Source organism: Trinickia sp. (assembly GCF_051961175.1).
Classification (GTDB): domain Bacteria; phylum Pseudomonadota; class Gammaproteobacteria; order Burkholderiales; family Burkholderiaceae; genus Trinickia.
The window spans coordinates 1-12919 of sequence record NZ_JBQCDN010000277.1 but is presented as its reverse complement, the minus strand read 5'-3'; the positions used below and the strand labels follow the sequence as shown (position 1 = coordinate 12919).

General features: G+C 61.7%; 14 protein-coding genes. 8 read left to right on the top strand and 6 right to left on the bottom strand.

Features of this window, described 5'->3' with window-relative positions; genetic code table 11:
• The coding region (locus tag ACTHL0_RS16625; RefSeq protein WP_440567910.1) for an Lrp/AsnC family transcriptional regulator at nt 1–122 on the bottom strand (122 nt) is incomplete at its 3' end.
• Between the two features lie 124 nt (nt 123–246).
• Between ACTHL0_RS16625 and ACTHL0_RS16620 the strand changes: the two genes are divergently transcribed.
• Together ACTHL0_RS16620 and dapA are read left to right on the top strand one after the other, a co-directional pair.
• Nucleotides 247–831, top strand: a complete 585-nt coding sequence (locus ACTHL0_RS16620) for an RBBP9/YdeN family alpha/beta hydrolase (RefSeq protein ID WP_440567909.1) — start codon at nt 247–249, stop codon at nt 829–831.
• Between the two features lie 324 nt (nt 832–1155).
• The gene (dapA, locus tag ACTHL0_RS16615; RefSeq protein WP_440567908.1) at nt 1156–2013 is read left to right on the top strand and encodes a 4-hydroxy-tetrahydrodipicolinate synthase; all 858 of its coding nucleotides are present in this window, start codon (nt 1156–1158) and stop codon (nt 2011–2013) included.
• Here the strand turns inward: dapA and ACTHL0_RS16610 are convergent.
• Nucleotides 1979–2446, bottom strand: coding sequence for a rhodanese-like domain-containing protein (locus ACTHL0_RS16610; RefSeq protein WP_440567907.1), 468 nt, complete (start codon nt 2444–2446; stop codon nt 1979–1981). The genes dapA and ACTHL0_RS16610 overlap by 35 nt on opposite strands.
• Before the next feature lie 126 nt (nt 2447–2572).
• Here ACTHL0_RS16610 and ftrA point away from each other — a divergent pair, with 126 nt between their 5' ends.
• On the top strand, nt 2573–3544 hold the full coding sequence (gene ftrA / locus ACTHL0_RS16605; RefSeq protein ID WP_440567906.1) for a transcriptional regulator FtrA: 972 nt from the start codon (nt 2573–2575) through the stop codon (nt 3542–3544).
• Nucleotides 3545–3604: 60 nt separating this feature from the next.
• Here ftrA and ACTHL0_RS16600 read toward each other — a convergent pair whose 3' ends face one another.
• From ACTHL0_RS16600 to ACTHL0_RS16585, 4 genes are all read right to left on the bottom strand, one after another.
• A complete protein-coding gene (locus tag ACTHL0_RS16600) occupies nt 3605–5332 on the bottom strand; it encodes a tetratricopeptide repeat protein (RefSeq protein WP_440567905.1) in 1728 nt (575 codons plus the stop codon).
• 179 nt (nt 5333–5511) lie between these two features.
• On the bottom strand, nt 5512–6276 hold the full coding sequence (locus ACTHL0_RS16595; protein ID WP_440567904.1) for an SDR family oxidoreductase: 765 nt from the start codon (nt 6274–6276) through the stop codon (nt 5512–5514).
• A 6-nt stretch (nt 6277–6282) separates the two neighbouring features.
• Nucleotides 6283–7341 carry an alkene reductase gene (locus ACTHL0_RS16590; protein ID WP_440567903.1) on the bottom strand — a complete coding sequence of 353 codons (1059 nt, stop codon included), beginning with the start codon at nt 7339–7341 and terminating at the stop codon, nt 6283–6285.
• A gap of 106 nt (nt 7342–7447) precedes the next feature.
• A complete protein-coding gene (locus ACTHL0_RS16585; RefSeq protein ID WP_440567902.1) occupies nt 7448–7750 on the bottom strand; it encodes an ArsR/SmtB family transcription factor in 303 nt (100 codons plus the stop codon).
• Nucleotides 7751–8932: 1182 nt separating this feature from the next.
• On the opposite strand from ACTHL0_RS16585, the gene ACTHL0_RS16580 reads away from it, so the two are divergent.
• From ACTHL0_RS16580 to ACTHL0_RS16560, 5 genes are all read left to right on the top strand, one after another.
• Nucleotides 8933–9250 carry a hypothetical protein gene (locus tag ACTHL0_RS16580; RefSeq protein ID WP_440567901.1) on the top strand — a complete coding sequence of 106 codons (318 nt, stop codon included), beginning with the start codon at nt 8933–8935 and terminating at the stop codon, nt 9248–9250.
• Complete coding sequence (locus tag ACTHL0_RS16575; protein ID WP_440567900.1) at nt 9250–9837, top strand: restriction endonuclease fold toxin 5 domain-containing protein; 588 nt, start codon at nt 9250–9252, stop codon at nt 9835–9837. Before ACTHL0_RS16580 ends, ACTHL0_RS16575 begins: the two co-directional genes overlap by 1 nt.
• Nucleotides 9815–10549: an Imm52 family immunity protein gene (locus tag ACTHL0_RS16570; protein ID WP_440567899.1), complete on the top strand. Its 735-nt coding sequence runs from the start codon at nt 9815–9817 to the stop codon at nt 10547–10549. The genes ACTHL0_RS16575 and ACTHL0_RS16570 overlap by 23 nt, the downstream gene beginning before the upstream one ends.
• Before the next feature lie 443 nt (nt 10550–10992).
• The gene (locus ACTHL0_RS16565) at nt 10993–12123 is read left to right on the top strand and encodes a helix-turn-helix domain-containing protein (protein ID WP_440567898.1); all 1131 of its coding nucleotides are present in this window, start codon (nt 10993–10995) and stop codon (nt 12121–12123) included.
• 90 nt (nt 12124–12213) lie between these two features.
• On the top strand, nt 12214–12657 hold the full coding sequence (locus ACTHL0_RS16560; RefSeq protein ID WP_440567897.1) for a hypothetical protein: 444 nt from the start codon (nt 12214–12216) through the stop codon (nt 12655–12657).
• The last annotated feature ends 262 nt before the right edge of the window (nt 12658–12919 follow it).

Genomic DNA, 12919 nt, shown 5'->3' with positions numbered 1-12919 from the left:
ACAGCAGGCTGAGAAAGCCCGATCTGCTTACCGAGTTCCGTATTGGTGATGCGCGCGTTGCGCTGCAGCGCCTCCAGGATTCGCCAGTCGAGCCTGTCTAACGCCACAGACTTAGGTTTCATTTGCCGCCATCCTCAAATTCCGTCAATTCGGTTGCGTGAGACGTTCAATTCCATTGATCCGAGATGTTGCCTGAATTTGGGCACCTTTACACTGACTGCTCATTGACTCATGGAGATCAGCACAATGAACGACCCCGTTCTCATCGTGCCCGGTATCGGCAACTCTGGCCCGGCGCACTGGCAAAGCCTATGGCAGGCCGCGCATCCGGATTGGCAACGGCTGGCAGTCGACGATTGGAATGAGGTGGTGTGCGAGGACTGGATAGCCACGATAGAACGGCAATTGACGGCCATCGGCAAGGAGGCCGTCATCGTCGCGCACAGCCTCGGATGCTTGGCTGTTGTCCATTGGGCGGCCCGGTCGAAGCTGACCATTCGTGGCGCGCTGCTCGTCGCCGTGCCCGATCCGGCATCAGCGGCGTTTCCGCGCGAAGCGGCGAGCGGATTTTCCCCCGTGCCACTGCAGCCGTTGCCGTTTCCGACCACCGTCGTTGCCAGTAGCAACGATCCCTATGGAAGCATTGAGTACGCTCGCGATTGCGCGCGCGGGTGGCGTAGCGAACTCGTCGAAGTGGGAGCGAAAGGGCATCTGAACGCGGCGAGCAACTTGGGCAACTGGCCCGAAGGATTTGAGTTGCTACAAGGGATGACGCCGGCTAATCCGATTTCAATCCAGCCGGGCCGTATGACGGGCTCAATGCAGTCTTGAACGGCATGACGGCTGGCTCGCTCGATTAAAGGCGCCGTTCCACGGTAAGAGAAACTATTGCCCCGGGGCGCACCCAGCCTGTACACTGCGCCAGATGGAAACGCGCCCCCTCAATCCCGCATCGGTTGCCGCACCGCTCAGCCTGCAGACGCAGTGCAGCGGCGCCGTCGCGCCGGTCGTTTCCAAAGCCAAAAAACAGCCGCACGTCTGACCGGTGCACTGTGCCGTCGGACGCGCGACGGGACAGCATCGACACGTTTCTCTCCTTATCAGCCTCCCGGCGCCTCCCTCGGATTCGATTCGGTCATGTTTCGAGGTGAAGCAATGTCGATTTTTTCCGGTATCTGGATTCCGCTCGTCACGCCGTTTCAAGCCGGCGCGGTCGATCATCGCGCGCTCGCGGCGCTTGTCGGCCGCTGTCGTGATGCGGGCGTAGCGGGTTTCGCCGCGCTCGGCACGACCGGCGAGCCGGCTGCCATGTCGGATGATGAACAAGACGCGGTACTCGCGACGATCCTGCAAGCGGCGGAAGGTTTGCCCGTCATCGCAGGCGTGGCGGGCAACCAGGCGGTTGCGGTACGTGAACGCGTGTTGCGCCTGAACGATCAGCCGATCGATGGATTGCTCATCACCGCGCCGTATTACATTCGGCCGTCCCAGGCCGGCCTGCTCGAGCATTTTTCGTCGCTGGCGGACGTGAGTGCGAAGCCGATCGTCATCTACGACATTCCATACCGGACCGGCGTTCGCATTGAGCTCGATACGTTGCTCACGCTCGCAGGGCATCCGCGTATCGAGGCCATCAAGGACTGCGCAGGTTCGGCCGAAACGACATTGGCCCTGATCCTCGATGGACGGCTCAAGGTATTGGCGGGTAACGACGACGCCATGTTCACGTCGATGTGCATGGGCGGTGCCGGTGCGATCGCTGCCACCGCGCATGTGCGGACGGAGCGCTTCGTCGACATGCACCGCGCGTTGGCGCGCGGCGATCTCGCACAAGGCCGGGCGATTTATCACGAGTTGGCGCCATTGCTGCGTGCGCTGGCATCCGAGCCGAACCCCGCGCCGGTGAAGGCTGCGCTTTCGGTGCAAGGGCAGATCGCCAACGAATTGCGGGCGCCGATGACGCCCGCGAGCGATGCGCTCACTCGTGAACTGGCGACGTTGCTGGCTGCTTGAACGGTGCTGCCGATGACAGTTCATCGGCGGTCTCGGTCATCAGCGCAAAGCCTTCGTCGACCCAGCCCGTTATCCCGCCGCTCATCACCTTCACGGGCCGGCTCAGTTTTGCCAAACGTATTGCGCCGCGGGTCGCACCGTTGCAGTGCGGCCCCGCGCAATAGGTGACGAAGATCGTCTCGGGCGCGTACTGCGCGAGCTTGGACGCGACGATCTTGCCGTGCGGCAGGTTGATCGCGCCGGGCACATGTCCCGCGGCAAACAGCGCGGGACTGCGGACATCGAGCAGAACGAAATCCGGCTGGCCTTTGACGACGATCGCATCGTACACGTCGGCGCAATCCGTTTCGAAGCGCAGGGACGCTTCGAAATGCGCGAGCGCGGCCTCGCTCGGTGCCGGTGCGACGGCGGTGACGGCGGATGAAGTGCCCATGAATGCCTCTCTTGTTGAGTATCGAGTGTCGAGAAGTTGAAGACAGTTGAAAGCGTGGAGACATTCTCGCGATTTATCTTCATCGAAGGCAGTGGCGCAATCGACAACATCCGGTAACATCGCGCCATGCAATCTCATCTTGTCGTAGCCGTCGCGTACGATCGGCTTTGTACCTTCGAGTTTGGCTGCGTCGTCGAACTCTTTGCGCTGCCGCGCCCGGAACTCGATGTCGAGTGGTATCGCTTCGCCGTTTGCGCGGCTGAGGCCGGGCCGATTCGAGCAGCAGGAGGGGTGACGCTGTCCGCACCATATACGCTGAAGCTGCTCGATCATGCCGATACCATCGTCATTCCCGGTTGGCGCGATGCGGACGAACCACCGCCTGAACCGTTGCTGCGCAAGTTGCGCGCGGCAGCTGATCGTGGAGCGCGGCTTTGTTCGATTTGCTCGGGTGTATTCGTGCTTGCGGCGGCGGGCGTGCTTGATGGAAAAACGGTCACGACGCACTGGCGCTATGCCGAAAAACTTCAAGCACAGTATCCGTCGTTGCACGTGGCGCCGGATGCCCTCTATGTCGACGAAGGTGCCATCGTCACGTCGGCGGGATCCGCGGCCGGGCTCGATATGTTGTTGCATCTGGTGCGGCGAGACTATGGCGGCGCGGTGGCGAATCGCGTCGCGCAGCGCCTCGTGGTGCCGCCGCATCGTGACGGCGGCCAAGCGCAGTTCGTCCCGCGCCCGATGCCGCCGGAAGACGACGGAGGCCGGCTGGCCCGGTTGATCGATTGGATGCGCGCGCATGCCGCGTCGCCGCATACCGTCGAATCGCTGGCGCAGCGTGCAGCGATGAGCCCCCGGACGTTGCAAAGGCGGTTTCAGGAGGCGACGGGTTTCGGGCCCTACGAGTGGTTGATTCGCGAACGCATCGCATTGGCGAAGGACATGCTCGAAACGCGGCCGCGCCTATCGATCGGCGCGATCGCGGAACGAGCGGGCTTCGGCTCGGAGGAATCGATGCGCAGGCACTTTCGGCGTATCGCCGGGACGAGCCCCGCGGCCTATCGTCAGCAATTCGCGCGCGCACCCGCGACGGGTTGAACGGCGAAGATGCAACGAAGAAGCCCCGGAAATCGCATCATTGGGTCCTCCCCCTATGCGTTAACGCTTCTCCGCCCGTGCCGCCAATGCGTGCGTGATTCTCTCGATCACGCTATCCCAATCGCCGAGCGCCGGCTGCCGGAACAATCGCGCGCTCGGATACCACGGCGTATCCTCACGTTCCAACATCCAGCGCCAGCAGGTATCCAGCCGATTCAAAATCCATACGGGCTTGTTCATCGCCCCCGCCAGGTGGGCCGTTGAAGTATCGACGGAAATCACGAGATCGAGATTGTCGACGAGTGCGGCCGTATCGGCAAAATCGCTCAGTTCATCGGTCCAATCGATGATGCGCCGCGCCGCTTCGTGACGCTCGCGCATTGCGCTCAATTGTTGAACGGCTTTTTCGCCCTTTTGCAGGCTGAACCATTGGACTCCCGGCACCTCGATGATCGGTGCCAACCGCTCGATGTCGAGCGAGCGGCGCGCATCGTTCTTTCTCAATTCGGCTACGTGCGGACGGTGGCCACCGGCCCATACCAAGCCCACTTTCAACGCTTCGTTCGGTACCGCTGCCTCGATGCGGGCCCGCCATTGCGCCGACGCTTGCGCTTCGGCGAACAGGTACGGCGTATCGGCCGGGATGGTGGCGATGACGGTACGCATCGCCAGCGGCAGGCTCAACAGCGGGCAATGGTAGTCGAACGCCGGCAGCGGTTCGCCAGCCGTCACGAGTGCTGCAACGCCTTCGAGGCCCGTCAGCAGCCGCGCGAGTTCGGGTTGTACTTCGAGCACGACGCGGGCGCCTTGCTTGGCCACGAGGGCAGCATATCGGCAAAACTGCAGCGTATCGCCCAGCCCTTGCTCCGCATGCAGCAGAACGGTTTTACCCTCCAGCGAAGCGTCGCCGAGCCACAAAGGCGCATCGAACGCGCGTCGGCTGGGGGCGATGCGCTTGCGTTGCCATCGCCATTCGTACTCGGCAAAGCCGGCGGCGAGGTCACCGGTTTGCAGCAGGCAGAGCGCCCTGTTCCAATGCGTCTCGGCGGAGTCGGGCGAAAGTGCGAGTGCACGCTCGTAACAGGCGAGCGCATCGGCATGCCGATTCAGGTCGACGAACGTCAGGCCGAGGTTGTTCCAGGCATCGACGAACGTAGACGACGCGGCCAACGCACGCTCGTAACTGGCCTGCGCGTCGAGCGGCCGATTCAGATCGGACAGCGCGTTGGCACGGTTGCTCCATGCCTCGGCGTAGTTCGGACGCAGCGCGAGTGCTTTGTCGCAACTGGCAAGCGCGTCTTCCGCGAGGCCGAGATCGCGCAGGGCGCAACTGCGATTGCTCCATGCTTCGGGGAAATCGGGCTTCGCCGCGAGCAGCTTGTCGAAAGTGGCGAGCGCTTCGCCGGGGCGATCCGCGCCCGCCAGGGCGACGCCGCGGTTGTTGAGCGCATCGACGAAACCGCTCTTGAGCGCGAGCGCGCGATTGGCGGCCGCGAGTGCCGCGTCGTGGCGGCCCAGCGCGTTCAGCGCGAAGGCCAGATTCGAATGAACGGCGGCTTGCCGGGCATCGACTTCCAGCGCACGCATCAACCACTCGACGCCTTCCTCATAGCGCTTCGCTTGCAGCGCCAGTGCGCCCAGCAATTGAAGGGCGTCGAAGTGGCGGGGGCGAAGGGCCAGAATCTCGCGGTAGGCGGTCTCGGCTTCGGCGAGCGCGCCGTTTTGCTGAAGCTCGACGGCTTCGCGAAGCAGGGTGTCGATATGGCGCGGACTGCCGGGCTTGCTCATGAGTGAATAGGCGGCGAAACGAAGTACCGAAATACCGAAGTGCCGAAGCGCGGAGCAGGGGGCTTCGCTCAGCCGATGCGGAGCGAAGCCGCGTGTCCGGCATCGGGTAAACGGCCTCGATTATCGCCGATGCGGGTGCCGGAGGCGAAATCTCGCCGCCACTCGGCGTGAAGCACCGGTTACAGCGAGCGGATATCCGCTGTCGGCGTGTCGCCGAACGCGTCGGATAGCAGGTAGCCGACGAATTTCGCCGCGGCCTGCTCGGGCGAGACCAATTGCCCCGAGCGCTTCATCTCGGCAAAACGCTCGCGTAGCGGAAAGCGCGCTTCATCGGCACCGCGGATCTGCCCTTGCATCTCCGTATCGACGACGCCCGGCGCCACGCTGGCCACGCGCAGCCCGCGCTCGGCATCGAGTGCGGCGGCACGCGCATGGTGATCCAAGGCCGCCTTCGTCGCGCAATAGATATTCCAGCCCGGGTACGGATTGCGTCCGGCACCGCTCGACACATGCGCAATCCTGCGATCGGGCACCTCGGCCGTGGCAGCCGAGAACGCACCGCTGAGCATCAGCGGCGCGGCGACGTTCAGCGCAACCGCGGCCGCGACGTCAAGGGGCGGCTGCACACCGGATGGGCCGATTGGCCCGAGCGTGCCCGCGTTGTTGATGAGCAACGCACGCCCAGCGCCGCGCACGAAGCTGGCGAGCGCATCGCTCGCCAACCACTGCGCGAACACACGCGTGTCCGACAAGTCGAGTTCGACTTCTTCGAACCGGCCCGGCAGGACAGACGCATCGGCCGTCTGCGCTCGCCGGGACCGCGCGAGTCCCAGCACGTCGATGCCTTGGGCGCGCAACGCATCGACGAGCGCCGCACCGAGACCGCGCGTGTGCCCGGTCACGATGGCCTTCGTTACAGGAACGCTGGGGGGCGTGGCAGCCATATCACCTCAAGCTGTTTCGAGCGCCGGATAATCGACGTAGCCTTCGGGCCCCGCGCCGTAATACGTCTCGGGGTTCGGTTTGTTCAGCGTGGCATCGAGCTTGAAGCGCGTCGGCAGATCCGGGTTCGCGATGAACAACTGTCCCCAGGCCACGGCATCGGCTTCGCCTGCGTCGAGCGTGTGCTGCGCGGAGTCTTTCGTGAACTTCTCGTTCGCGATATAGACGCCGCCGAACGCATCTTTCAGTTGAGGGCCAAGCCGATTGTCGCCCAGCGATTCACGTGCGCAGATGAAGGCGATGCGGCGCTTGCCGAGTTCGCGTGCCACATAGCCGAACGTTGCGGCCGGGTTCGAATCGCCCATCGTATGCGCATCGCCGCGCGGTGCGAGGTGCACGCCTACGCGTCCGGCGCCCCAGATGGAAATGCATTCGTCGACGATTTCGAGCAAGAGGCGTGCGCGGTTTTCGATGGAGCCGCCGTAGGCGTCGGTGCGCTGGTTCGTGCTGTCTTGCAGGAACTGATCGAGCAGATAGCCGTTTGCCCCATGCACCTCGACGCCATCGAAGCCGGCGGCTTTGGCGTTTTCTGCACCCTTGCGGAAGGCGGCAACGACATCGCCGATCTCATCGAGTTCGAGCGCGCGCGGCGTGACGAACGGGCGTTGTGGCCGAATGTGGCTCACATGGCCGCCGGCGGCGATCGCGCTCGGTGCGACGGGCAATGCGCCATCCAGGAAGACCGGATCGGAGATGCGGCCCACGTGCCACAGCTGCAGGAAAATGCGGCCGCCCGCGGCATGCACGGCGTCCGTCACGACTTTCCAACCGGCCACTTGCCCGTCCGACCAGATGCCGGGGGTAGCGGCATAGCCGACGCCTTGCGGCGTGACCGATGTCGCTTCGGTCAAAATCAGGCCGGCCGTTGCGCGCTCGGCGTAGTAGCGCGCCATCAACGCGTTCGGCAGGCGCTCGTCGCCGGCACGCTGGCGCGTAAGCGGAGCCATGATGATGCGATTGGGTAGCGTCAGGTCGCCGACGACGAGCGGATCGAACAAAGTAGGCATGGCAAGTTTTTCCTCATAGGGGCGGCGCACGGAAGTGGGCCACCGTGATGTACGACGGGCGTGCAATCCATCGGACTGCGCAGGAACGCTGGGGCGTGCGTCTGCCTTAGAGTTCGTCGCGCAGCGAGGCGAGAAACGCTTCGATGACGGCTTCGTTACGCTTGAAAAAGCTCCACTGGCCGATCCGGTTCACCGTGACGAGCCCCGCGCTTTGCAGCGTGGCGAGGTGGGCCGATACCGTCGACTGCGATAAACCGCAGCGCGCGTTGATCTGGCCCGCGCATACGCCGCAGTCGAGCGGTAGTTCTTGCTCGGGGAAGTAGGCACCCGGCTCCTTGAGCCACGCGAGAATCTCGCGTCGCACGGGGTTGGCCAGCGCCTTGTGGATGGCGTCGATATCGAGCGTCATTGCAAGCGTCCGGACTTTCCACCCTTCGCGCGGCATGCACGAAGTGCTAAGTGGATCGTCAGTGGCAGAATCATATATCGTTTTTTGACGATATGTGTAAGCCCACGTTGGCAAAGGGGGCGATAGCCGTCACCAGCCGCCGAGCAGGACCCGTCGGCGTAAGTTTTGATATCGGTGAACGTCGCAAGAAGCGCTGCTCCGGCAGCGGGGGCAACAGCCGAGCGTACCGCGATGACACCATCCTCCGAATGCAAAGCGGGCAACTGCATATGCCCAAATTCAAAGCGTGGGATTTGCATTCGCCAGACGGTCAGCTATCGCCTCGTCCATCCGCTTAAGCTCGTCCGTCAGGAGAAGCGCGGAAGCTTGTGCATCGATGGCATTTTCGAATAGCTTTTTCGGGATAGCCTTGCCCGCGTCGGAGTGAACGACAGCGCCGAAGTTTGCGCTCACGGCCCCAGGGGGGGCGGGACGGGGTTTGCAGTCCATGCCGCCGTGAACTTCAAAGACAGCCAACGAACAACAACGGAAATCTCCTTGCGGTGAATGCAGTCGACAACCACGTCCGGTGCGGGACCATCCTTTTTTCCAAACAATGCCTCTGCTTTTGCATGAGCACCCCCGCCGGTCGGGCTGGCAGGCATAATGCCTCCGACCGTGTGCAGCGCTCCCAGCGTGGTTACCGCTTCGGTTGTAGTCCGGTCTGCCCCCGGTCCAAGAACGGTGCCGACGACCGGATTTCTGCCATTCCATCGATCTCCTTCTGTCACCTCCGCCGCGGAGAAACATCGCTATTCCAAGCATCGTCGAACTCTTGTGAGCGGCGGCTGAAAACCGACAATAAGCGGCGGCGTCATAGTACGGTCCCGGCACCCGCGCATGAAGTTGGCCACGTTGGGCAAGCCGGGTCCATGTCGCGGCAGCGCCTCGAAATCGCGGTTGAACTGGGCAGGCATTTCATCACGCATGCTTGACGACTGAAGGCAGGCAGTGAGCTGGGGCAACGAGCCGGTTCACTTCCCGCACTTCCGTTTGTCCTAATTTTTCCACTGCGACAGCTACGACCGCGGTACGCAATCAAAATAATTCGATGCAACTGCGGCTGTTGGCATTCGGCGCAGAACGCCATCAACCTACCGCTCATATCCAAGTCCGTATCAAAACATGCACAACCATAAAACAATGTTTTTGACCGAGGGAGAACGAGAGTTCATAGCGGCCGTGAGAGACAGCATCCGCAAGGTCGATCCGACGCTGGCCGACGACCCAGCCTTCCCCGACAAGCTCACCGAAGCATTCGCCGAAGCTAAGGCGGCAGGGCTATCACGCGACAAGCTACTCGCGGACTTCATCTATCTCGAAATACAGGCGCCCGGTTTCCATCGCCACCCGTCGATTCGGCGATGGCTTCGAAAGCCTGGTGCTGCTCCGGACGAGCGTTTTGCGGATTTGATCGAGGTGCTTCGCAATAAGTCACTGCAGCTACAGGAGAACAAATAATGGCATCGACGCGCCGCTCGCGCCTCGAACAGGCGGGCCTTGCACTTTTGGGATTGCTAACTGCGGTGGGAGGTGCCGTGCGCGGGCTTGCCGACAGAGCACAGTCTGACCAAGACGGTCTCGAGTCCGACAAAGCGAAGTCGAACTCGGCAGCACGCGCAGTGCCGTTGCCTTATGAGTCGCACGCGCAATGCCCCCCGCGAAGGGGCGGGCTGATTACGAGGCGATGGCACATGTCGAAAATTTCCCGCGACTATCAAGCGCGCGTTACTGGCTTCGCGCCATTCACGGAATGGAAATTCATGAATATGGAATTCGATGGATTCCAAACGACGGAATGCCGTCTTCAGGAGGCAAAGGCTAGGTATGATCAGTTTTTCGATAAGAAAACTGGTGGCCCGAAGCGCTTCTTCAGAGCGTTCGGTGTTCAGCGCATGCTCCATCAGGCCAGCAAACAAAGTGATATTGCAAAATTCAATCCGCCGACGCGGCTAACCTGGTATTTCATGCAGCCCATCTCGCATAGATATTTCTCTAAAATTTTTGCTGAGAAAAATTTTTCCATTGAACCCTTACTTTATCCGTAAAATGAACGTTTTTTTGGCATTCAGACTTCAACAGCCGACTCTCCCGTCACGAGAGGAACACCTTCGGACCATCTGGAGAATCGCACAACTGTTCGAACCATTCGGTCTTCCAATCGAAATTTGGCATCCGGCAGCCCCAACGCGGAAGAAGTCCCTTGCATACCGTGCGTTCGACTGCGGCGGTCCAACGCCTGCCGCGCTCGAGATCCAGCGAGTGCAGGACGGGAAGGACGGAATGGCTAACTATCGGAGTACGGGCGTATGGAGCGGAAGCGAGAAAGGAAAGGGCGGGGTGCTCTCTGTTTCGTTTTCATCTAATCCTGATTCGCCGATCTGCTTGTTCGATCTGCAATTCGACGAGGTCGACGCGCTTGACAGCGCGAGAAACATGCAACAACTCATGCTTGGACTGCTTGACATATGCCCTGGCGCCTTCTACATCGAAGTCGGCCCGCTACGGTACTACACCACGTATCAGGTGTTCCCCAAGCGACCGGGGGTTGGCTGGATGCTCTATCTTCCGCAAGCGATCGTGAGCGAGCAACTCCCCGAAGCGGCGGAACTGCTGCCCGTCATGGAAGGAGAGAAGCAAACTGGAACGATCATCGTGAGCGTCGCGGACGCCGTGTTCTCCGCTGACAATCCGGATCACGTCGAAATCGCGAATGCGATCGAAATCCGATTGGCGGACCAAGACCTTTTGCCTCGGTAGAGGCGCTGCCGAGGCGGGAGCTCGGCCACCGGAACTGCCAGGGAGCTTCTGTTTCGTGCCGGGAAGGCTGACTAACGACCAACCCCACATGCCGAGTGCGCAGGTCATTCACCGCCTGCTTGTCCGACTGCCTTTCCAACGCAAACGACGAAGCCGCACCCGGGGCGTGGAAGAAAAGAGTGGGCTTGACGCTTTGGCCGGCTCCGCCATTTCGCCGACCGGTGCCTCGCGTAGCGCAGGATACGCTTAACCATCTCATTCGGAAGATCGTGAGTGTGCATTCATAGCGGCGACGCGGGCGGCAGGCGCGGACGAGATTGCCCGATGCCACTCGAGATGGACCTGCCGTCGCCGCCGGCCAGTCGCTGTCCTGGCGTTTCTTGCAAATTGCGATTTGCAAGAATAAAATGCCCGCTTCCACACCCTCCTCAACGGCGGCGGCAATGCGCTCGATTTCTCCTGTCATCATCGGCCTACGCGTCAAAATCGCGCGCGATGCCCTGCGCATGACGCAGGACGATCTGTCTACGGCGATTGGGTTCAACGACCGGCAGACGCTGTCGGACATAGAGAATGGCAAGCGATCGGTCAGCGACGACGAGCTGCTCAAGTTCAGCGACTTGCTCGACCAGGATCTCGAGTATTTCATCGATCCGTTCAGCGTGGTTGGGGAAGCTCAGTACTCGTGGCGTGCTAGCAAGGACGTGCCGGAGGAGGTGCTCAACCGGTTCGAAGAGAAGGCCGCGGGCTGGGTAGGCCTCTTGCGCTGGCTGCGCGCCCACTCCCCAGCAGATCGCAGCGCTTTGGGGTTTTCGTTGCGCCTTGACGCGAGGAGTTCATTTGAGCAGGCGCAGCAGAGTGCCGAGAACCTCGTATCGGAGTTCAGGCTCGGCCCGGTGCCAGCTCGAAAGCTCGTCGATTACGTCGAAACCACGCTCGATATTCCCGTGCTGTTCGTCGACACGAACGAGGAGTTGTGCGACATCAAGGGCACCATCTCGGGCGCCGCATGCCATTTGTCCGAGCTTGGTGTTGTCCTCGTCAATCGGCGCGAAAACGCGGCGCGACGCAACTTTGATTTGGCGCACGAACTCTTTCATGTACTCACGTGGGAGCGGATGGTGCCCCAGCATCGTGAGTCGAATTCCCTCAGCGACCGCAGTACCGCGCTCAGTAGGCGCATCGAGCAACTCGCCGACAACTTCGCCGCAGCGCTGTTGATGCCGTGCAGCTCGCTGGACGCTTTTATTGATCCCGAACGTGCGAAGGATGCCGGCCATTTGGCCGACGTGGCCCATAAGTTGTGCGTTTCGGCGGAAGCACTCGGATGGCGCCTTAAGAGCCTGGGCCGCATTGACGATGCCGCGCGTGTCGCGCTCGGCGCTGTCCGCCGCCAAGCAAACGCGGAAGAGGTGCCGAAGCCATTCTCGCGAAGTTTCGTCGGGGAGCTTCATGTGGCGCTTGACCGTGGGCGATTGACGGCACGCAAGGCTGCGCAAACGTTAGGGATGTCGTTGGGTGATCTCTCGGGCCTATTCACGGCATACGAACTGCACGATCCGTTCAAGTCCTGACCCCAGCGCGCATGACACAACGACGTATTTTTCTGGACGCCAATGTCATCATTGAATCATTCCGCATCTCGGTTTGGCCGGAGTTATCCAATGGACATCACCTTGAGACGGCACGAGATGTGCGAGCGGGAGGCGCTCACCGGGCAGACGACCAGCCATGATCGGGTGCATGTCGACGCGGCGGCGCTGAAAGCAGGGTTGAAAGCCTCCCACATCGTGAGCCGGCAGGAGCGCAACAGGCTTACGAGCGCGCATGCGGCCTGTATGAATATGGACCCCGGCGAGAAGGACCTATTCGCTCACCTCTTCGCCAGCCATACTGCGCTCCCGCCGCTTATTGTGCTCAGTAGTGCCGACAAAGGTGTGATCGTCCGGGCGAAGGACCTTGGATGGCTCGACCACCTGGTTTCGCTTGAAGAGCTCCTGGTAGGCTGCGGGGTTGCTCGTTCCAAGCTTATTTGCCTTGACCGCCAGTACAGTGCGTCGTTCCTGTCGGAAAAGCGCACCCAGGTCATGTTGGGCATCATTCCCTAAACGCCCGGCGCCGGGTGCCGGGGCATTCATCGAGCTTCCAATTGGCCAAGGTCGACGCGCGTGGTGCGACGAGCAAGGCGTAGCCCATCGCAGGTGGCGGGGTGCCCGGTGCCGCAGCGCTTTCAGCGTTCATTGTTCCGTGATAGCGCCCCCTTCGATCGCTTCGGCTATGCAGTTACACCCCATATCCCGAAGCCCGCATCAACCGCCGCGACAGCTCGCCCTCCAAACCTTCGGTGGAAAACTGTGCACGCAGTCTCGC